The organism is Novosphingobium sp. HNCC26DJ243, assembly GCF_057180545.1.
This window is the reverse complement of sequence record NZ_JBXUGN010000001.1, coordinates 1332109-1352036: the sequence shown is the minus strand read 5'-3', so window position 1 is coordinate 1352036 and position 19928 is coordinate 1332109. Positions and strand designations below refer to the sequence as shown.

At 63.7% G+C, this 19928-nt stretch carries 25 protein-coding genes; 16 read left to right on the top strand and 9 right to left on the bottom strand.

All coding sequences use genetic code 11. The features are described 5' to 3' along the window. Window positions 1-24 precede the first annotated feature (24 nt). A complete protein-coding gene (locus AC2A04_RS06570) occupies window positions 25-615 on the top strand; it encodes a J domain-containing protein (RefSeq protein ID WP_484211488.1) in 591 nt (196 codons plus the stop codon). 15 nt (window positions 616-630) lie between these two features. Here the strand turns inward: AC2A04_RS06570 and AC2A04_RS06565 are convergent, their stop codons facing one another. After that, window positions 631-1077, bottom strand: a complete 447-nt coding sequence (locus AC2A04_RS06565; RefSeq protein WP_484211487.1) for a hypothetical protein — start codon at window positions 1075-1077, stop codon at window positions 631-633. A 100-nt stretch (window positions 1078-1177) separates the two neighbouring features. Further along, complete coding sequence (locus AC2A04_RS06560; RefSeq protein ID WP_484211486.1) at window positions 1178-2782, bottom strand: phosphoenolpyruvate carboxykinase; 1605 nt, start codon at window positions 2780-2782, stop codon at window positions 1178-1180. A 255-nt stretch (window positions 2783-3037) separates the two neighbouring features. On the opposite strand from AC2A04_RS06560, the gene AC2A04_RS06555 reads away from it, so the two are divergent. The 8 genes from AC2A04_RS06555 to AC2A04_RS06520 all read left to right on the top strand — a co-directional run bounded on the left by AC2A04_RS06555 (window position 3038) and on the right by AC2A04_RS06520 (window position 8939). Further along, window positions 3038-3793, top strand: a complete 756-nt coding sequence (locus tag AC2A04_RS06555; protein WP_484211485.1) for a response regulator — start codon at window positions 3038-3040, stop codon at window positions 3791-3793. Beyond that, the gene (locus AC2A04_RS06550; RefSeq protein ID WP_484211484.1) at window positions 3762-5378 is read left to right on the top strand and encodes a sensor histidine kinase; all 1617 of its coding nucleotides are present in this window, start codon (window positions 3762-3764) and stop codon (window positions 5376-5378) included. The genes AC2A04_RS06555 and AC2A04_RS06550 overlap by 32 nt, the downstream gene beginning before the upstream one ends. Beyond that, on the top strand, window positions 5375-5800 hold the full coding sequence (locus AC2A04_RS06545) for an HPr kinase/phosphorylase (RefSeq protein WP_484211483.1): 426 nt from the start codon (window positions 5375-5377) through the stop codon (window positions 5798-5800). The genes AC2A04_RS06550 and AC2A04_RS06545 overlap by 4 nt, the downstream gene beginning before the upstream one ends. Before the next feature lie 62 nt (window positions 5801-5862). Further along, window positions 5863-6795: an RNase adapter RapZ gene (rapZ, locus tag AC2A04_RS06540; protein WP_484211482.1), complete on the top strand. Its 933-nt coding sequence runs from the start codon at window positions 5863-5865 to the stop codon at window positions 6793-6795. A 135-nt stretch (window positions 6796-6930) separates the two neighbouring features. Next, the gene (locus AC2A04_RS06535; RefSeq protein ID WP_484211481.1) at window positions 6931-7335 is read left to right on the top strand and encodes a PTS sugar transporter subunit IIA; all 405 of its coding nucleotides are present in this window, start codon (window positions 6931-6933) and stop codon (window positions 7333-7335) included. A gap of 1 nt (window position 7336) precedes the next feature. Further along, entirely contained in the window at window positions 7337-7633 is a 297-nt protein-coding gene (locus tag AC2A04_RS06530) for an HPr family phosphocarrier protein (RefSeq protein ID WP_484211480.1), read from the top strand. A gap of 42 nt (window positions 7634-7675) precedes the next feature. After that, the gene (locus tag AC2A04_RS06525; RefSeq protein WP_484211479.1) at window positions 7676-8479 is read left to right on the top strand and encodes a TrmH family RNA methyltransferase; all 804 of its coding nucleotides are present in this window, start codon (window positions 7676-7678) and stop codon (window positions 8477-8479) included. A gap of 55 nt (window positions 8480-8534) precedes the next feature. Beyond that, window positions 8535-8939: an META domain-containing protein gene (locus tag AC2A04_RS06520; protein ID WP_484211478.1), complete on the top strand. Its 405-nt coding sequence runs from the start codon at window positions 8535-8537 to the stop codon at window positions 8937-8939. 90 nt (window positions 8940-9029) lie between these two features. Here AC2A04_RS06520 and AC2A04_RS06515 read toward each other — a convergent pair whose 3' ends face one another. From AC2A04_RS06515 to recR, 6 genes are all read right to left on the bottom strand, one after another. Further along, window positions 9030-9797, bottom strand: coding sequence for a hypothetical protein (locus AC2A04_RS06515; protein WP_484211477.1), 768 nt, complete (start codon window positions 9795-9797; stop codon window positions 9030-9032). Then, window positions 9797-11317, bottom strand: coding sequence for a DNA recombination protein RmuC (locus AC2A04_RS06510; protein ID WP_484211476.1), 1521 nt, complete (start codon window positions 11315-11317; stop codon window positions 9797-9799). The genes AC2A04_RS06515 and AC2A04_RS06510 overlap by 1 nt, the downstream gene beginning before the upstream one ends. Window positions 11318-11368: 51 nt before the next feature. Next, on the bottom strand, window positions 11369-11530 hold the full coding sequence (locus AC2A04_RS06505; protein WP_484211475.1) for a hypothetical protein: 162 nt from the start codon (window positions 11528-11530) through the stop codon (window positions 11369-11371). A 318-nt stretch (window positions 11531-11848) separates the two neighbouring features. Next, entirely contained in the window at window positions 11849-12415 is a 567-nt protein-coding gene (def, locus tag AC2A04_RS06500; RefSeq protein WP_484211474.1) for a peptide deformylase, read from the bottom strand. A 67-nt stretch (window positions 12416-12482) separates the two neighbouring features. Beyond that, window positions 12483-12815, bottom strand: a complete 333-nt coding sequence (locus AC2A04_RS06495) for a VOC family protein (protein ID WP_484211473.1) — start codon at window positions 12813-12815, stop codon at window positions 12483-12485. A 23-nt stretch (window positions 12816-12838) separates the two neighbouring features. After that, window positions 12839-13435, bottom strand: coding sequence for a recombination mediator RecR (gene recR / locus AC2A04_RS06490; protein ID WP_484211472.1), 597 nt, complete (start codon window positions 13433-13435; stop codon window positions 12839-12841). Window positions 13436-13486: 51 nt separating this feature from the next. Here recR and fmt point away from each other — a divergent pair, with 51 nt between their 5' ends. The 3 genes from fmt to AC2A04_RS06475 are packed head-to-tail and all read left to right on the top strand — an operon-like array spanning window position 13487 to window position 16261. Further along, the gene (gene fmt, locus AC2A04_RS06485; protein WP_484211471.1) at window positions 13487-14392 is read left to right on the top strand and encodes a methionyl-tRNA formyltransferase; all 906 of its coding nucleotides are present in this window, start codon (window positions 13487-13489) and stop codon (window positions 14390-14392) included. After that, window positions 14392-15144, top strand: a complete 753-nt coding sequence (gene truA, locus AC2A04_RS06480; protein ID WP_484211470.1) for a tRNA pseudouridine(38-40) synthase TruA — start codon at window positions 14392-14394, stop codon at window positions 15142-15144. Before fmt ends, truA begins: the two co-directional genes overlap by 1 nt. A gap of 1 nt (window position 15145) precedes the next feature. Next, window positions 15146-16261: a zinc-binding dehydrogenase gene (locus AC2A04_RS06475; protein WP_484211469.1), complete on the top strand. Its 1116-nt coding sequence runs from the start codon at window positions 15146-15148 to the stop codon at window positions 16259-16261. A 69-nt stretch (window positions 16262-16330) separates the two neighbouring features. Here AC2A04_RS06475 and cobS read toward each other — a convergent pair whose 3' ends face one another. Next, window positions 16331-17311 (bottom strand): cobaltochelatase subunit CobS, encoded by a 981-nt coding sequence (gene cobS / locus AC2A04_RS06470; RefSeq protein WP_484211468.1) that lies wholly within the window; start codon window positions 17309-17311, stop codon window positions 16331-16333. A gap of 79 nt (window positions 17312-17390) precedes the next feature. Between cobS and AC2A04_RS06465 the strand changes: the two genes are divergently transcribed. The 4 genes from AC2A04_RS06465 (at window position 17391) to AC2A04_RS06450 (ending at window position 19927) form a co-directional block, all read left to right on the top strand. Further along, the gene (locus AC2A04_RS06465) at window positions 17391-18038 is read left to right on the top strand and encodes a glutathione S-transferase family protein (RefSeq protein WP_484211467.1); all 648 of its coding nucleotides are present in this window, start codon (window positions 17391-17393) and stop codon (window positions 18036-18038) included. A gap of 124 nt (window positions 18039-18162) precedes the next feature. Further along, a complete protein-coding gene (locus AC2A04_RS06460; protein ID WP_484211466.1) occupies window positions 18163-18777 on the top strand; it encodes a TetR family transcriptional regulator in 615 nt (204 codons plus the stop codon). Further along, window positions 18774-19139 (top strand): DUF1428 domain-containing protein, encoded by a 366-nt coding sequence (locus AC2A04_RS06455; protein ID WP_484211465.1) that lies wholly within the window; start codon window positions 18774-18776, stop codon window positions 19137-19139. Before AC2A04_RS06460 ends, AC2A04_RS06455 begins: the two co-directional genes overlap by 4 nt. After that, complete coding sequence (locus tag AC2A04_RS06450; RefSeq protein WP_484211464.1) at window positions 19136-19927, top strand: VOC family protein; 792 nt, start codon at window positions 19136-19138, stop codon at window positions 19925-19927. The genes AC2A04_RS06455 and AC2A04_RS06450 overlap by 4 nt, the downstream gene beginning before the upstream one ends. Window position 19928: the final 1 nt, after the last annotated feature.

The following is a 19928-nucleotide window of genomic DNA, read 5'->3' as shown; positions in this document are numbered from 1 at the left end:
GCTCCGTCGCCATGTGGACACTCCATGCGCAATGACAAGTTTCACGGCCGCGTCCAGGGCACTGGACGCCTCTGCAATGCCCCCGGTTGCGATGAGCCGGGCGAGTTCCGCGCGCCGGGCGTGCGCAAGCCGGGCTTCGATGGTCCGGGCGACTATCGCTGGTTCTGCCTCGAACACGTTCGCCAGTTCAATTCGGGATATGATTTCTTTGCCGGGATGACGCCTGAGGAAATCCTGAAAGCGCAATCGCCCCTGTCCGGCTGGGAGCGTGAAACCCGCGCGTTCCGGCCCGATGCCGGGATTGATCAGGCACCACGCTGGGCTGACTTCGAAGATCCGCTCGAGGCGATTGCCAAGCGCGCCCGCGCGCGGCGCGCCGATCACCAGCAGGCGGCCGAAGCGGCGCGGCGCGGGATCAGCCCGGATGAGCGCAAGGCCTATGAGGTGCTGGGCCTTGCCTTCGATGCCGACCGGCGCGCGCTGCGCAGCCGCTATTCCGAACTGGCGCGCAAGTTCCATCCTGACAGGAACGGTGGGGACCGCAGTTTCGAGAGCCGACTCCAGCAGGTGGTGGAGGCCTACAACCTGCTCAAGGCCAGCGCAGCGTTCGTCTGAAGGTGAAGCAGGGTGTCAGGACAGGGGTACTAGATCCGGTTCCACCCAGCTGCGGCGGGCCTCGACAGAGAACAGGAGTTTGCTGCTGTAGAAGCGCAAGGGCCAGTCACGACGGCCGATATCGCTCTTCAGCAGGGCGTTGACCGCGTCGGGAAGAGCGATCCCGGCGGGGAGCGTGTCGTTGAACGCCTTTACGCCGCGCACGTAGAGCTGGGTCAGAGTCTCGTGGTAGCCGGCACTGTCGGTGTTCTGGCCGCCCACGGACTCATTGTAGCACGAGATGATCTCGGGCAGGTCGCGCGCCGGGACGATATCGGGCCGCTCGCGCACCAGCCAGAGGCAAGCCGCGAGATGGGCCTCATGTGTCCAGTCGTCCTTGGGCAGCGTCCGGTCGAGCAGCCCTAGCCCCACTCGAACAATCGCAGCCTTGTCGGTGAAAAGGCGGACGGGATGATCGGTCATCGCTGTGCAACTCCCCAAAGCAAACGAGGCCCCCGCTGTTGCGAGGGCCTCGTTGCCAGGATCGAGGTCCCCGCCTTTGCGGGGACGCAAAAGCGTGTGATCAGGCCGCGACAGGTGCCGCGTCGCGGACCGACTGGTCGACGTATTCGGCAAACTGCTGGAAGTTGTCGACGAACTTGTGAACCAGTTCCTGTGCGGTCCGGTCGTATTCTTCGCTATCGACCCACGCGCCGCGCGGATCGAGCAGGCGGGTTTCGACGCCTGGCACTTCGACCGGCACTTCGAACCCGAAGTTGGGGTCCTTCTTGAAGGTGGCGTTGTTCAGGCTGCCGTCGAGTGCGGCGTTGAGCAAGGCACGGGTGGCCTTGATCGGCATGCGCTTGATGCCTTCCTGCGTGGCCTTGCCGCCGGACCAGCCGGTGTTGACCAACCAGCACTGCGCGCCGCCCTTGGCAATGCGCTCCTTGAGCAGGTTGCCATAGACCGACGGGTGACGCGGCATGAAGGCGGCGCCGAAGCAGGTGCTGAAGGTGGCTTCCGGCTCGGTCACGCCGATCTCGGTGCCGGCGACCTTGGCGGTGTAGCCCGAGAGGAAATGATACATCGCCTGCTCCGGCGTCAGCCGCGCGATCGGAGGCAGAACGCCGAAGGCGTCAGCAGTGAGGAAGATGATGTTCGACGGTGGCGGCCCGAGGTTCTTCTCGCTGGTGTTCGGGATGAACTCGATCGGATAGGCGCCGCGCGTATTCTCGGTCTTGCTGGAATCGGTGAAGTCCAGCTCGCGGGTATTCTCGTCCATCGCCACGTTCTCGAGGATCGTGCCGAACATCTTGGTCGTCGCGTAGATCTCTGGTTCGCCCTCTGCCGAGAGGTCGATCATCTTGGCGTAGCAGCCGCCTTCGAAGTTGAACACGGCAGTGTCCGACCAGCCATGTTCATCGTCCCCGATCAGGGTACGCGAAGCGTCTGCCGAAAGCGTGGTCTTGCCCGTGCCGGAAAGGCCGAAGAAGATCGCGCTTGTGCCGTCAGAGCCGATGTTGGCCGAGCAGTGCATCGGCATCACGCCCTGGGCCGGGAGCAGGTAGTTCAGAAGGCCGAACACGCCCTTCTTCATTTCGCCCGAGTATTCGGTGCTGCCGATGAGGATCAGCTTCTCGGTGAAATTGACCGCAATCACCGTGTCACTGCGGCAGCCGTGGCGTTCCGGGTTCGCCTTGAAGCTCGGCAGGTTGATGATCGTGTATTCGGGCACGAAGCTGGCCAGTTCGTCCGCGCCCGGACGGACCAGAAGGGTGCGCACGAACAGGCTGTGCCAGGCCATCTGGGTGATGACGCGAACGTTGACCCGGTATTCCGGCTGGCTGCCACCGAACAGGTCGGCGACATAAAGCTCTTCCTGCCCCTTCATCGCGTCAAGGAAATCAGACTTGAGGTTCGCCCAGTGCTCCGGCGACATCGGCTGGTTGATCTTGCCCCAGTTGATCGAGGTTTCGGTGGTCGCGTCGCGGACGACGAACTTGTCCTTCACGCTGCGGCCGGTAAACTTGCCGGTATCGACCAGCAACGCGCCGTCCCGGGTGAGCCGCCCTTCGCCTTTGCGGACGGCATGCTCGACCAGGGGAGCGGTGCCCAGGTTGGCGAACAGTTCTGCCGGCTCTGGGAAGCCCTGGCTGGCGAGGGACACGTTCAGGCTGGTATCGGACACTTCAAGCCTCCCGATGGCGGCACCGAAACGGGATTGGTTCCCGATCGGTGCAAAACTGCGAATACGAATGCGCTGATTCTTCGATGGCGCATAGTGTCTGCGATTTGCTGCGTCAAATGGCACACGACAACGAAGTTTTTTGCGCAGCAAGTTGCGCCTCGCGCAAGTTGCAGCGCAACGAAGTTTCGACGGTAACCGACTTGGGTGGCAACGCAGGCAATTGCTTGTGAAGCCGGGGCCAAGTATCGAGGGTGTATGGTTCAGACGCACATTGCCCGGCCCGAAATTCCCGACGGTCCGCGTACGATCGCGCTGGTGGACGATGACCGCAATATCCTGACGACCGTTTCGATCGCGCTGCAGACCGAAGGTTTCGTCACGCGCCTGTACAACGATGGCGACAGTGCTCTGAAGGCGATGCTCGACAATCCGCCCGACCTTGCGGTGTGCGACATCAAGATGCCGCGGATGGACGGGTTCGAGCTGCTCAGGCTGCTGCGCGAAAAGAGCGACCTGCCGCTGATCTTCCTGACCAGCAAGGATGACGAGCTTGACGAGGCGCTGGGCCTGTCGATGGGGGCGGACGATTACATCGCCAAGCCGTTCAGCCAGCGCCTGCTGGTGGCGCGGATCAAGGCGATCCTGCGGCGCAGCGATATCGTGCGGCGCGAGGCGGAGGAGCAGGAGCAGACGGGCGAGCCATTGCCCGAGCCGATCCGGCGCGGGCGGCTGGTGATCGACCCTGCCCGCCATGCGGTGACCTGGGATGAGCGGCCGGTGTCGCTCACGGTTACCGAATTCCTCATTCTCGAGGCGCTGGCCATGCGCCCCGGCGTGGTCAAGACCCGCAACCAGCTGATGGATGCCGCCTACCACGACGACGTGTTCGTCGACGATCGCACGATCGACAGCCACATCAAGCGCTTGCGACGCAAGTTCCGCGCGGTCGACCCCGGCTTCGGCGCGATCGAGACGCTCTATGGCGCGGGCTACAGCTTTGCCGAGGACTGACGGGCGCGACGCCGGAGCAGAAGGGCCGGCACCGCCGCGCTCACGCTTGCGCCGCCTCCCGCGCATCCGCGGGGTTTCGCTGACGACGCGCATCCTGTTCGTCAACGTCATTGCACTCGCGCTGCTGGCAGGTGGATTCTTCTACCTCGACAGCTATCGCGCCCAGCTCATCGAAGAGCGGTTCAAGCTCGCCCGCGCCGAAGCCGACATTGCGGCCGACGCGCTTGATGGCGCACCGATAGAGCAGCAGCGCAGGCTTCTGGCGCGCATCGGCACCGAACAGGTCCTGCGCTTGCGCCTCTACGATGCGCAAGGGCGCCTTCTGGCCGACAGCTTTGCGCTGGCCCCGCCGTCTTTCGCCCTCGTCGATCCCGAGTCTGAACCGTGGTATCAGAAGGCTGCGCGACTGCTCGATCGCGGCGTGGACTTCATCGTCAACGCGCCGACCGTCGAGCGATACAGCGATACGGCGGAACAACCGGCCGGGAGTTGGCCGGAGATCAAGGCGGCACGCGCCTCGGGCCGGACCGAAGTGTTCCTGCGCTATGCCCCCGATCGAACGCAAGTCATCACCGCTGCGGCTCCGGTTGGTGCCAGGGGCGAAGTTCTGCTGTCCTTGCGCAACGCGCTCGACATCACGCAGTCGGTCCGCGATGCACGCCAGACGCTCGTCATCATCATCGGCATCGCGCTGCTCCTCTCGATCCAGCTGTCGCTGTTTCTTGCGCGCACCATTGTCCAGCCCTTGCGCGCGCTGGTCCGCGCCGCGGTCAGGGTGCGGCTGGGGCGCGAGCGCGAGGTCGTCGTGCCGCGACTGCCCGATCGCGGCGACGAGATTGGCCTGCTGGCCCGTGCGGTCTCGGACATGACGACCGCGCTTCGCCAGCGCATCGACGCGGTCGAGATGTTCGCGGCCGACGTCGCGCACGAGCTCAAGAATCCGCTGGCATCGCTTTCGAGCGCGCTCGAAAGCATGGAGCGGGTGGAGGATCCGGCCCTGCGCCGGCAACTTTCGGACATCGCCGCGCATGATGTGCAGCGGATCGACCGCCTCATCACCGAGATCGCGGACGCAAGCCGCATCGATGCGGAATTGAGCCGCGCGACTTTCGAACCGCTCGACCTCGCGGCGCTCGCCTCGCAGGTCGTCGGGGCGCGCGACGTGCGGGCCAATGTCTCGACCCCGATCCGCTTCAATGATCGCGGCGGAGATACTGTCGTACCTGGCGATGCCGCACGGCTTGAGCGCGTGATCGAGAACCTGCTCGACAACGCGGTGTCATTCTCGCCACCCGGCGGGGCGGTAGAGGTGGTCGTGTGGGGCGATGAAGAAGCCGCGCACCTCTCGGTATCCGATCAAGGGCCGGGGATACCCGTCACCGAGCGCGAGAAGGTGTTCGAGCGTTTCCATTCGGTGCGGCCGACCGAGGAAGCCTTCGGCGCGCACAGCGGGCTCGGGCTTGCCATCGCCCGGACGATCGCCGAAGCGCATGACGGCACGCTGGTCGTCACCGATCGCGCCGATGGGAGACAGGGCGCAAACCTGCTCCTGTGCCTGCCGCTCATTCTCGAGGAAGGCGAATGAGCGCGTCACACCAGGCCGGATGCGTTGCCATCGACGGGCGGGGGCTGCTGATCGAGGGCGCGCCGGGAACGGGCAAGTCAAGCCTCGCGCTAGCGCTGATCGATCGCGGTGCGCGGCTGGTCGGCGATGATGGCGTGCTGCTTTCGGCGTGCGAGGGAATGCTGGTCGCGGCGCCGCATCCAAATACCTCTGGCCGTATCGAGGTGCGCAATGTGGGCTTGCTCGAGATGCCGGTTTCCCTGCCGGTTCCCGTGGCGCTGCTTGTGATTCTCGATCCCGACGCGCCGCGCTTTGTCGAGAAGGCGGAACAGGTCGAGCGTGCGGGCGTGATCCTGCCAATGCTGCGGCTTTATCCCGACAGTCCGGTGCTGGCGCTGCGTGCCGAACTGGCGCTGCGCACGCACGGGTTGCGGATTTCCTGATACGGGACAAGTTTCCGTGCGGACTTTTCAAGGCCCTTGGGAAGGCGCAAAGGAATCAGCCCATGCCGCCAGAATCGTCACCCCAGCGCATCCTGCTTGTCACCGGCCTGCTCGGCGCGGGCAAGACGACCGCGCTGCGCACGCTCGAGGACATGGGCTGGGAGGCGATCGACAACTTTCCGATCCGTCTGCTCGACCGCCTGCTTGAGACCGAACCGGGATCGGCGCGGGTCGAATCAGGCGCGCCGATGGCGATCGGCTTCGATACGCGCACGCGCGGCTTCGATCCGGCGCGCACGATCGAAATGGTCAAGAAGCTCTCGCAGCGGCGCGATCTCCAGGTCACGACGCTGTTTCTCGATTGCGCCGGTACCGAACTGGAGCGCCGCTACAACGAAACCCGCCGCCGCCATCCGATGTCCGAGGACAAGCCCGCTGCCACCGGGATAGCCGCCGAGCGTGAACTGCTTGAACCGCTGCGCCGCTGGGCCGATGTCGTGATCACCACATCGACCTTTACGTCGAACGATCTGCAGCAGGCGATTCGGGCGCAGTTCGCCACCGAAACGCCCGCGCAACCCACGTTGACGATCAGCAGTTTCGGATTTTCGCGCGGCACCCCGCCGCTGGCCGATCTTGTCTTCGACATGCGGTTCCTGGACAATCCGCACTGGGTCGACGACTTGCGCCCACAGACGGGGCAGGACGCGCCTGTCGGCGATTATATCCGGCGCGATCCGGCATTTGACGAGGCATTTGCCCGAATCCGCGATCTTCTTCTTCTGCTGCTTCCGCGGTATCAGGAGCAGGGCAAGGCTTATGTCCACGTCGCCTTCGGGTGCACCGGAGGACGCCACCGCTCGGTGTTCATGGCCGAGCAGATCGCTTCTGCCTTGCGTGATGCGGGATTTTCTCCCACATTGCTGCATCGCAACCTGTCGTCACGGGCGGCTGACTTGCTGGAAGGCGGTCAAGCACATGGCGGCAAGGGATAAGCAGATGGGTGGGGCAGTACTGGAAGCCATGCGTTTTGATTCCCAGTCGTCTTGCGCGCCCCGCATTCCGGCCAAGGCTGCATTCAGGCAGACCAAGGCACAATGCCCGGCCGCACTTCGGAGCCTGCCCCGTTCATGATTGGTCTCATTCTCGTTACCCACGGCGCACTTGCCGACGAATTCATCCATGCAATGGAGCATGTCGTCGGGCGGCAAAGCGATGTCATAGGCGTCTGCATTGGCCCCAATGACGACATGGAAAAGCGCCGCCGCGAGATCGCCGACGCCATCAAGCGCGTCGACAGCGGCGAGGGCGTGATCATCCTGACCGATCTTTTTGGCGGCACGCCTTCCAACCTTGCCATCTCGCTGATGCAGGCGGGCAAGGTCGAGGTCATCGCCGGGATCAACCTGCCTATGCTGATCCGCCTGGCCAAGGCGCGCAACTGCATGGGCGTCAAGGAAGCGACATCGGCCGCGCGCGATGCGGGCCGTAATTACATCACGATCGCTTCGGAATTCCTGGGACAGGATGCATGAGATGGCAGAACAGGGTTACGTCACCCGCGAAACCGTAAGGATCGTGAACCAGCGCGGTCTCCATGCCCGCGCCAGCGCGAAATTCGTCAACGCCGTGGCAAAGCTGCCCGGTGAATTCGAGGTCATTGTGGCCAAGGATGGCACCGATGCCAACGGTGCGTCGATCCTTGGCCTGATGATGCTGGGCGCCGCAAAGGGCGATACGGTCGATGTGTCGGTCGCCGGACCCGAGGGCGATGCCGATGCCATCCTGATGAAGCTCACCGGCCTGATCAAGGACGGCTTCGGGGAAGACTGATCGGTCTTGCCGCAGCGCAGTTGCTGACGCATGGGGGCGGGCATGGCGCGCAAGATCATCACCGGCTATTCCAACCCCACGGTCAAGTTCGTGCGGTCTCTGCGCGAAAAGAAGCACCGGCGGCGCGAAGGCAAGTTCCTTGCCGAAGGTCTGCGCCTCCTGACCGATGCGCGTGAGGGTGGCCGCCTGCCCGAAATACTGCTCATGGCGCAAGGGCGTGAAGGCCACCCGCTGCTCGATGAACTAGAAGCCGCAGTCGATGCCGCGGGCGGCGAAGTGATCGAGTTGCCGATCGACATTCTCGCCAAGGTCACTGGCAAGGACAACCCGCAGGCCGTGGCGGGGGTCTTTGCCGAGTGGGACACCTCGATCCGGCTGGTCGACCGCAATGCTGCGCCGATCTGGCTGGTGGCGCACGCCATGCGCGATCCGGGCAACCTTGGCACGATGCTGCGCACAGCCGATGCGGTGGGCGCAGGCGGTCTGATCCTGATCGACGATTGCGTCGATCCGTTCTCGGTCGAGGCGGTGCGGGCGAGCATGGGCGCGATCTTCACCGAGCGGCTGGCGCAGGCGCGGTGGGACGAATTCATCGGCTGGCTGCGCGAAGACGAGGGGCAGCTTGTGGCGGCATCGTTGCGCCAGGCCGTGCCCTATCGCGGAGCGCCCTACGCTGCCCCTTGCTTCGTGATGGTCGGCAACGAATCGCGCGGGCTGCCCGAAGACTACGAAATGGCCTGCGATCTGCGCGTGACGATGCCGATGAAGGGCCGCGCCGACAGCCTCAACGCGGCAGTTGCGGGCGCGGTCCTGGCTTATGAAGTCCTTGCCACGATCGAGCGATAGAAACGGAGCGTCCGGTTAATCGCACGGTCAGTCCTGCGCGCGTATGGTCTCTCTCATGCGCAAAGTCCTTGCCCTCGTTCTTGCATCGACCGTCGTTCTCGGCGGCTGTGCGACAGCGCCCGCGGGCGGGGGAAGCCTTGCCGGTACGCGCTGGTCGATCGTGCGCATCGATGGCGCCGCGCCCGTGGCTCCGGAACGCGCAACGATGCGCTTCGACGAGGATCGGATCGGTGCCAGCGTCGGCTGCAACAGCATCGGCGGCGAATATCGTGTCGACGGCGCGCGCCTGATCGCAGGGCCGCTGATGGCCACGCGGATGTTCTGCGAAGGGCCGGTGTGGCAGCAGGAAGAGGCGGTCAACGCTCTGCTTTCCGCCGCGCCGGAAATGCAGCGCAGCGGTGCCGCAATGCGCCTGATGTCTGGCGGTCATGCGCTTGATCTTCAGCTTGTGGCCGGGTGACCATCCAGGTCGTTCAACTTTCTATCTCGTCATTGCTTCGCTACGCTCGCAATGACGAAGGTTGCAGGTGAAGACATAGGGCGATTGGTCTCAATCGCCTGCGATGAATGCTGTGATCTGCCAGCTTCCATCCTTGGGTTCGGCGATGATCCGGTAATCGAGCAGGCTGCGCAGCCGGCGGCTCTCGACCCAGCCCTTCTCGCCGGTCTCGAGCGTCACCTGCGTCATCGATGCCTTGGGATCATATTTCAGCGGATCGATGCCGACGATGCGCCAGCCGATCTGGCCGAGCGCCTTGCTCCTTCCCTTGCCTTTCTGGTCGCTTGCGTCGAGAAGTTCGGCGTCCTCGCCGGTGACCAGCATGGCGCTGTAGCTGTCGACCTGTTCGGGCACGTTCCAGAATACCCAGGGCATTGCGGCAAGGCCACCTTCGACAGCGCAACCCAACGGCATGATGCCGTCGAGTTCGCTCCACAGTTTCCGGTCCGGATCGGCAAGACGCTTGCGTAGCTCTTCCGTGCCGCTGCCTCCTCCGTAATCGAGCGTGATGTCTGGCGCGGCAAGTGCGGCCAGAGCCTCTACGTCGCGCGCCTTGATCGAGGAGACGAGAGACTTGCGGAACGCCGTAAAACCGGGGGCCGAAGAACATTCATCGCGTGGCGCAAAAGTGGCACCGGCGATGCGCGAAGGCTCCGCGCTCGGTTCGGGCTCGGGAACTTCGGAGGGCTCGGGCGCAGGCGTGGCGCTGGCGGTGGCCGACGGGCGGGCAGTGGGGGCAGGGGCGGGCGTGGCATCCGGCCCGCATCCGGCAAGTGCGAGCGAGGCGGCAAAGAGTGCTGGCGTTACCCGTCCGGCCATTACGTGCCCGTTTCTCCTTCGTCATTGGCAATCGCCGCAAGCGCCGCCGGTTCCGCATCGGCATAGCGCGGCGCAGCTTCGACAAGCGGCACCTCTTCTACCTCGCGCTTGCCGATTTCGATATGCTTGTCCTTGAGGCGACGGCCTGCGGACAGCACGTTGCGTTCAAAACTGCCGACGAACTTGTTGTAGTTGGTCACCGCGCTGTCGAGCCCGTTGCCGACGCGCTTCAGGTGTTCGGCGGCTACTGCGAGGCGATCGTACAGTTCGCCGCCCATGCGGCCGATCTCGCGGGCCTCGCGCGCCAGACCATCCTGACGCCACACTTGCGCCACCGTGCGGGCGATGGCGACGAGGTTGGTCGGACTGGCAAGCAGCACGCGGCGTTCGAAGGCGAAGTCCCACAGCCCCGGATCGCGTTCGAGCGCGGCGGCAATGAAATGTTCGCCCGGCACGAACATCAGCACATAGTCCGGCGCTTCCTCGAACTGCGACTGGTAGGATTTGGCCCCCAGCGTCTGGATATGGTTGCGCATCGACTGGACGTGGGCGTTCAGAGCGATCTTGCGGGTATCGTCGTCCTCGGCCTCGAACGCATCCTGATAGGCGTTGAGTGAGACCTTGGCGTCGATCACCAGCAGCTTGTTGCCGGGTACACGCACGATGGCATCGGGGCGCAGGCGGCCTTCGTCGGTATCGACCGAGTGTTCGGTGACGAAGTCGGTGTGTTCGGCAAGCCCGCACTGCTCCAGCACGTTGCGCAACTGCAACTCGCCCCAGCGGCCGCGTGTCTTGGGCCCGTTGCGCAGCGAATTGCCGAGTTGCGCGGCGGCGGCGCGGACCGCTTCCTGCCCATCACGCATCGAATGAATCAGGCCAGTCAGGTTGCCGAAGGCGTCGATGCGATCCTTCTCGAGCTTGCCGACCTGCTCCTCGTAGGCCTTCAACCGCTGGTCGACCGGCGAGAGCAGCGTCTTCAATCGCTCGGCGCTCGACTTCTCGCTTTCCTCGAAGCGCGCCTGCGCGCGCATGAGGAAGGTTTCCTGCGCCTTTTCGAGCACCTTGTTGCCTGCGTTCTCGAATTCCTTGCGCAAGGCTTCCTGCGCTTCGATCAGCAGGCGTTTCTGTTCGGCAAAGTTCTCGGCATCGGCCTTCATGCGTTCGAGCGCGGTGCGCAAGGCCTCGCGGTCGGCCCGGGCCTGCGCCAGTTCGGCGCGGACTGCGTCAGTATCTGTTGCCCGCTGTTGAGCAGTAGCAAGCGCCTTTATCAATTCGGAATGCTCTGTGCGAAGGTTCGATAACTCACGCATCGAACTCTCGAACAGCTGAACTCGCTCACTCATTGCCGCAAGATCTACAGCCATCGCCTTGACTGTGCCTTCATGTACCTTCGCCTCGGCATCACGGCTGTCGTACCGTGCGCGCCATTCGGTAGTAGGCCGTGATCCGAGGAACCAGCCAATCGCCAGACCAGCAATAAGAGCCAAGACTAAGGCGATGAGGCTCAATGTGTCTTGCATAGATATCTCAAGTCTCCGCAAAGTCGGTGGGGATGCCCCACCGACCCGGCGTCAAAAATGCTCTTTAAGTTGGAAACCCATCATGTGCGCATATGCTTCTTCGGCCGTAGAAAATCCCACAGTCGAATGACAAACCGGATATCCGGAGCAAGTGATGATGTGCCAAAAGAAGAGCCCGTCTTCCTGACGCAAAAGGTGCTGCCACATTTTCATGGCATAAGTCCTTTTGCATAAATTTCAGCGCTTTTGCTGACTCTGTCAGGGATGCATGTCTGCCATGAGTTACCATTCCATCGACTGCTATGGTTCCCGGTTCTTTTGCCGGTTCGCAGGCGTTGTCGAGTTCAGGTCGGCTGGCGTCGAGCGTATGACATTGAGTCAATCAAGCTGCGGGTATTATTCGCTCCCTGAGCGCTGACACTTTCTCGATACAGTTCTCCATCTGTTGTGAACAGACTGGGAACGTATCACCAATGTTGGATTCGGCAAGGGGAGATCGGAGTTATCCTCAGTCTCCCGCTCGGATCAAGATCAGGCCACCTTGCGGAGCTTTTCCAGCTTCTTGATCGCCATGTTGCGCTTCAGGCGCGAGAGGTGATCGATGAACAGGATGCCTTCGAGGTGGTCCATCTCGTGCTGGAGGCAGGTGGCCATCAGGCCGTCCATCTCTTCCTCATGGAACGTGCCGTCAAGATCCTGCCAGCGCGCGCGAATGCGCGAGGGGCGTTCGACCTCGGCGTAGATCTCGGGCACCGAGAGGCAGCCTTCCTGATAGATCGTGTGCTCTTCGGACGGATCGAGAATCTCGGGATTGATGAACACGCGCGGTTCACGCTTGGTCGGCGTGTGATGGTGATGGTGGCCATCGTGATCGCAGGCGACCGGCTCCGCATCGGGGTCTTCGGGCTGGAGATCGATCACGAGCACGCGCAGGGGGACCGCCACCTGGATCGCGGCAAGGCCGATGCCGGGGGCATCGTACATCGTCTCGAACATGTCGGCGACGAGCGTGCGCAGTTCGTCGTCGAACTTTTCGACGGGGACGGAGACCTGCTTCAGGCGCGGGTCGGGGATCTCGATGATTTCGCGGATGGCCATGGGGCGCAGATAAGGAAGATGGACGGGAGTCGCAAGGGACGCCGAACATTCGTTTTAGCCGCTGCGATCAGGGTTCCCACAGTTCGATCGGATTGCCTTCGGGATCGTGGATCCGCGCAAACCGGCCATATTCGCCATCCCATTCGGCCTTGCGCAGCACTTCGATGCCGGCCTGCTCAAGCTGTGCGATCAACGCATCCAATCCATCAACCCGCAAGTTGAGCATCGTCTGGCGGTCTGCCGGAAAGTAATCGCTGCTGGCCGGGAAAGGCTGGAACACGGTTGGTCCAGGCGTCTGTTCCCACCATGCGCCGATGCCGAGATGCTCCTCGTACCACTTGCCGAGTGCTTCGGGATCATTCGCACGGAAAAAGAAACCGCCAATTCCCTGTACAGCCATGCCGGAACCTCCTCGACGCGGGTTCAGCCCACGGGTCGCCGGGCCCTGAGTGCTTGAGCCAGTGTGCCTTCGTCAAGATAATCGAGTTCGCCGCCGACCGGCAGGCCGTGTGCGAGTTGCGTTACGCGAACGGTCGCGCCTTCCAGACGCTCGGCTATGTAGTGCGCGGTGGTCTGGCCTTCCAGCGTGGCGTTCATCGCCAGGACCACTTCGTCCACGCCGCCTTGCCCGATGCGGTCGAGCAATTTGCCGATGGTCAGGTCCTCGGGGCGGACGCCTTCGAGCGCCGAGAGCCTGCCGCCAAGGACATGGTATTTGCCGGTGAACAGCCTTGCGCGATCGAGCGCCCACAGATCGGCCACTTCCTCTACCACGCAGATCGAGCGCACGTCGCGGCGCGGATCGGCGCAGATGCCGCAGGGGTTGGTGGTATCGACATTGCCGCAGGTGTCGCATTCAACCAGCAGTTCCTGCACCTGCATCAAGGCGTTGAGAAGCTGTTCGAGCGCAGTCTCGCGACGCTTGATCAGCCACAACACGGCGCGGCGGGCCGAGCGCGGACCCAGCCCGGGCAGGCGCGCCAGAGCGCCCGATAATGCCTCGATCTCTTGCGATGCCATCGCAGCACAGATAGGGGCGGGAGCGGCAAACGGAAGGGCAATTTCCAGCTTATGCGCATCATCTTCATGGGAACGCCCGAATTCGCGGTGCCGACGCTCGAAGCGCTGGTGGCTGCGGGGCACGAGGTGGTCGCCGCATTCAGCCAGCCACCGCGTCCGGCAGGCCGTGGCAAGAAGCTGCAATCCTCACCAGTGCAACTGGCAGCCGAGGCGCATGGGATCGATGTGCGGACACCGGTCTCGCTGAAGGGTGCCGATGAACAGGCGGCTTTTGCGGCATTGAACGCCGATGTGGCGGTGGTCGCGGCCTATGGCCTGATCCTGCCGCAAGCGGTGCTGGACGCGCCGCGCCTTGGGTGCCTGAATGTCCACGGCTCGCTACTGCCGCGCTGGCGCGGAGCCGCGCCGCTGCAGCGCGCGATTTTGGCGGGCGATGACCTGACCGGCGTGACAATCATGCAGATGGAGCGCGGGCTGGACACCGGGCCGATGCTGGCAAAAGTGGAGACGCCGGTTGCGGGCAAGACCGCCGGCGATCTCACGACCGAGCTGGCCGACAAGGGCGCAAGCCTGATGGTCGAGGTGCTCGCCGATCTTGCCGCTCATCCCGCAGCGATACAGCCGGACGAAGGCGTGACTTACGCGCACAAGATCGAGAAGGCCGAGAGTCGGCTCGATTTCTCGCAAGACGCGGTTGCCGTCGAGCGGCAGGTTCGGGCCTTTGCTCCTGCACCGGGGGCATTTTTTGAACTCGAAGGCGAGCGTTACCGGGTGTTGGCGGTGCAAGTCGTGGACGCAGCGGGCTCTGCTGGCATCACGATGGACGACGCGCTGACGATCGCCTGCGGTTCGGGCGCGATACGCCCCACGCTGATCCAGCGAGCGGGTCGGCCTGCCATGGACGCAGCCTCGCTGCTGCGCGGCCGGGCGATTGCGGCGGGGACGGTGCTGGGCTGATGGTCCGTCTCGCGCTCACGCTGGAATGGAATGGCGCCGCCTATGCGGGGTTCCAGCGCCAGTCGCATAGTCCCTCCGTCCAGCAGGCAGTGGAAGAGGCCGCATTCGGCGTGACGGGCGAGGAGGTGCGGCTCCACGCAGCCGGACGCACCGATGCGGGCGTCCATGCGCTGGGCATGCGCGCGCATTTCGATCTTTCGCGCACTTTCGATCCGTTCCGCATGGCTGGCGCGCTCAATGCGCATTTGCAGATGGGCGGGCACGCGGTTGCCGTCCTCGATTGCGCCGAGGTGGGCGAGGACTGGCACGCGCGCTTTTCGTGTACCGGGCGCGCCTATGAATATCGCATCGTCAACCGCCGCGCCCCGTTGACGCTCGATGCGGGCAAGGCATGGCGGATTTCGCGCCCGTTAGATGCCGAGGCGATGCACGATGCCGCGCAGGCGCTGGTGGGGCTCCACGATTTCACCACGTTCCGATCCGTCCATTGCCAGTCAGCCAGCCCGGTCAAGACGCTCGACCGGTTGGAGGTACGTCGCGAGGGCGAGCGCGTGGTGGTAGAGGCGGCGGCGCGCAGCTTTCTGCATCATCAGGTGCGCTCGATGGTCGGCTGCCTTGCCATGGTCGGACAGGGGCAGTGGACGCGCGCCGACCTGGTCGACGCGCTGGAAGCGAAAGACCGTTGCAAACTGGGACTGAACGCCCCACCTGATGGGCTGTACTTCGTAAAAGCAATCTATCCCGGAGAGTAAGATGACCCAGCTTCGCGGCCAGCAACTCGTGTCGAAACTCGATGCGGACGGCACTCTCACCGTGGAACTGGCAGAGCACGAGGTTCCTTCGCCCACGGGATCGCAGGTCGTGATCCGGGTCGAGGCGGCGCCGATCAATCCTTCAGACCTCGGCCTGCTGTTTGGTCCGGCCGACATTGCAAACGCCACCTTCACGCCTGGCAAGATCGTGGCGCGCATGCCCGATCCGGCGGTGCGCGCGATGCAGGCGCGCCACGGCATGGCCATGCCGGTGGGCAACGAAGGCGCGGGCACGGTCGTGGCGGCAGGCGACGCACCCGAAGCGCAAGGTTTGATGGGCAAGCGCGTCACGTGTTTCCCCGGCGGGATGTATTCGACGTATGCGGTGGCAGACGCCCGGATGTGCCTGGTCCTTCCAGATGGCGTCAGCGCCGAGCAGGGCGCTTCGGCGTTCGTCAATCCGCTGACGGCACTCAGCTTTACCGAGACGATGCGCCACCATGGCCACAAGGCGCTTGTCCATACGGCAGCGGCATCGAACCTTGGCCAGATGCTGGTCAAGATCTGCCAGGCCGATGGCATTCCCCTTGTCAACATCGTGCGCAGCGAGGCGCAGGTCGCGATCCTCAAGGGCATCGGCGCGGAACACGTGGTCGACAGTTCGAAGGACACCTTTCTTGAGGACCTTGCCGCAGCGATCGGCGCGACCAAGGCGACCATGGCCTTCGATGCGATCGGCGGAGGCAAGCTCGTCAGCCAGATCCTGACGGTGATGGAGCAGGTTTCGAACTCGGGCGCGGCCTATAGCCGCTATGGCTCGAACAGCCCCAAGCATGCCTTCATCTATGGCGCGCTGGACCTGTCACCCACCGTGCTGACGCGCAACTTCGGCTTCAGCTGGGACGTCTCGGGCTGGCTGCTTACGCCGTGGATGGGCAGGCTCGGGCCCGAGATCGTCGAGAAGATGCGCAAGCGCGTGATGGCCGAACTGACGACGACCTTCGCCAGCAACTACAAGGCGCGCGTCACGCTGGAACAGGCGCTGACCCGCGAGGCGGCAGCCGACTACAACGCGCGGCGCACCGGCGAGAAATACCTGATCACGCCGAACGCGTAATGCCGGCCACGAAAAAGGCCCCCGCAATCGCAGGGGCCTTTTTTTGCATGTCGGTCGTCGGCGGCCAGGTCAGCTCTTGTGAGCGACGCTCTCGGGCAGGTCCTTGCCGAAGACGCGTTGATAGTATTCGGCCACCAGCACCCGTTCGGTCTCGTCGCACTTGTTGAGGAACGAGAGGCGGAACGAGAAGCCGACGTCGTTGAAGATCTGGCTGTTCTGCGCCCACGAGATCACGGTGCGCGGGCTCATCACGGTCGAGATGTCGCCATTGATGAAGCCCTGACGGCTCAGATTCGCGACGCGCACCATGTCGGTCACGATCTTGGGGTCGAGGTTGGGCACCTTCTTGGTGACGATCTCGACCTCGGTCGATTCGGCGAGATAGTTGAGCGCGACGACAAGGTTCCAGCGGTCCATCTGGCCCTGGTTGATTGCCTGCGTGCCGTGGTAGAGGCCCGAAGTATCGCCCAGACCCACGGTATTGGCCGTGGCGAAAAGGCGGAAGTACGGGTTCGGGCGGATCACGCGGTTCTGGTCGAGCAGGGTCAGCTTGCCCTCGGTTTCGAGCACACGTTGGATCACGAACATCACGTCTGGGCGGCCAGCGTCATATTCGTCGAAGACCAGCGCGGTCGGCGTCTGCAGAGCCCAAGGCAGGAGGCCTTCGCGGAATTCGGTGACCTGCAGGCCATCGCGCAGCACGATCGCGTCACGCCCGACAAGATCGATACGGCTGATGTGCGCATCGAGGTTGATGCGGATGCAGGGCCAGTTGAGGCGGGCTGCGACCTGTTCGATGTGAGTCGATTTGCCGGTGCCGTGATAGCCCTGGACCATCACGCGGCGATTGTAGGCAAAGCCGGCCAGGATCGCGAGCGTGGTGTCCGGATCGAACACGTAGGTATTGTCGATATCGGGCACGCGTTCGTCCGCGCGGCTGAAAGCCGGGACTTTCATGTCGATGTCGATGCCGAAGGTCTCGCGGACATCGATTTGCGTGTCGGGCGCGGCGAGCACGGTCGTCGCGTGGCTGTTCGGAAGGTCGCTCATCACCGCCTCGCCTATACGCGCAGGCCTTGCGCTGCAATAAGGTTTGAGGGGACCTGTCTGATAGAATGGGAGATTTTCGATGAAGCTCTACGGTGCGCTGCTTTCGCCCTTCGTCCGCAAGGTGGCGGTTATCCTTGCCGAGAAGGGCATTGCCTACGAGATGGCGCGGGGCGGCCCGGGCAGCACCGATGCGGAATTCCTCGCCTGCAGCCCGCTGGGCAAAATTCCCGCGATGGACGATGACGGGTTTCAGCTTGCCGATTCGACAGCCATCGCGGTTTATCTCGATGCGCAGTATCCCGAACCGCGCCTGATCCCGGAAGATGCGCGGCTGCGCGGCAAGGCCGTGTTCTGGGATGAATTTGCCGATACCGTCCTTGCGGCGTCCGGGCTCAAGATCCTGTTCAATCGTCTGGTCGGGCCCAAGCTTCTCAAGGTCGGGGGCGACGAGGCAATTGCTCTTCAGGGTGAGGCCGAGCTGCCGCGCTGGATCGACTGGCTCGAATCGGTCGTGCCGGATGAAGGCTGGCTGCTCGGTGAGGATTTCAGTGTGGCGGACATCGCTGTCGCCTCGATCTTCCGCACGCTGGCTTATGTCGGGCATGGCGTGGATGCCTCGGGCCGACCTAAGACGGCGGCGTGGTACACTCGCGTGGTTTCGCGCCCGGCCTGGCAGGCCGTGGCGGAAAAGGAAGACCCGATCGCCCAGCGCATTCTGGCTATGTAACGAAAAACGCAACCCGCGCAGGCGGGCGCACTGGGTGCCCGCCTCGTCGCCGGGGTCTTGCGCCATACCAACCGGTCGGTATGTTTTGCATGTGTTGCCGAATCGCCCTTTTCGCCCGCCTGCGGTGAACGCCCGGGACAAGCTGCTCGAAGCTGCGGTCAGGCTCATTCGCGCCAATGGATTTGCCGCTACATCGGTCGACCAGCTTTGTGCTGCGGCAGGTGTGACCAAGGGCGCGTTCTTTCATCACTTCGCCTCCAAGGAGGCGCTCGGCGTGGCGGCCGCCGAATACTGGTCAGCCAGCACCGGCGCCTTCTTTGCCGATGCGCCGTTCCATGGGCTTTCCGATCCCGTTGACCGCGCGCTGGCCTATATCGACTTGCGCATCGCTTTGATCGGTGGGCCGGTCGAAAGCTTCAGCTGCGTGGCGGGAACGCTGGTGCAGGAAGCGTTCCGCTCGAGCGCGGCGATTCGCGTTGCCGCCGAGGCAAGCATCATGGGCAATGCCCGCGCGCTCGAGGCCGATCTTGACGCGGCAATTGCACAGTGCGGCGTTTCGGGCACGACAGGGGCCAGCCTCGCGCGGCATGTTCAGGCAGTGATTCAGGGTGCCTTCGTGCTGGCCAAGACGCAGCCCGAGGAAGACGGCGCCAGCCTTGCGCGCGAGCAGCTTGCTCACTTGCGCCGTTATTTTGCGATGTTGTTCGGAAAGACCCACCCCGAGGAGACGATGCCATGAGCTATATCGACGGATTCGTGCTGGCCGTGCCCACTGCCAATCGCGAGAAGTACACGGAAATGGCGCGCAAGTTCGATGCCATGCTGATCGACCGCGGCGCCTTGCGCGTGGTGGAGGCCTGGGGGGACGACGTCTCCCACGGCAAGCGCACCGACTTCTATCGCGCCACCGAAGCAACTGCCGACGAAACGATCGTGTTCAGCTGGGCCGAGTGGCCCGACAAGGCGACGCGCGATGCGGCAAATGAATCGATGAAGCAGGCGTTCTCGCAGGAAGACATGCCGATGGACATGCCGTTCGATGGCGCGCGGATGATCGTCGGTGGCTTTTCGACATTCCTTTCGCTGGGAGTGGAACAATGAGCGATCCCGTTCCCTTCTGCTGGTACGAACTGATGACCAGTGACGCCACGGCAGCGACTGCGTTCTACAAGTCGGTCGTGGGATGGAACATCCATCCTCCGCAGACCGGCTCGGCCATGGACTATCGCATGATCGAGGCGGCTGATGGCGCCATGATCGGCGGTGTGCTGGGGCTCACGCCTGCGATGATCGAAGGGGGAGCGAGCCCGTGCTGGATTCCCTATCTCGCCGTCGCCGATATCGACGCAAGCCTCTCGGCGATCGAGGCTGACGGGGGCAGGACTTGCATGCCGCGCACCGATATTGCCGAGGGCAGCTTCGCGTTGATGACCGATCCGCAAGGGGCGGGTTTCTACCTGATGCGTCCGAAACCGCCCGAGGACCGGCCCGACGCCACCAGTTCGGCGTTCAAGGCCGATGGCGTCGGACATGCGCGCTGGAACGAGCTTGCCACCAGCGACCCGGCGGCTGCCAAGGCTTTCTATGCCAGGCATTTCGGCTTCGCGTTCAACAACGCCATGCCGATGGGCGAGGCGGGCGAGTATGCGTTCATCGATTTCGGTGACACGACGCTCGGCGCGATCATGCCGATCCTCGATCCCGCACGTAAGCCTTCGTGGCTGATCTATTTCGGCGTTGCATCGGTCATGGCGGCCAAGGCCGCGATCGAGCAGGCAGGTGGCACGGTGCTGATGGGGCCGCACGAAGTGCCGGGCGGCAACTGGATCGTCGTGGCGACCGATCCCCAGGGAGCTTCGTTCGGTGTTACCGGGCCAAAAGGAGAGTGAC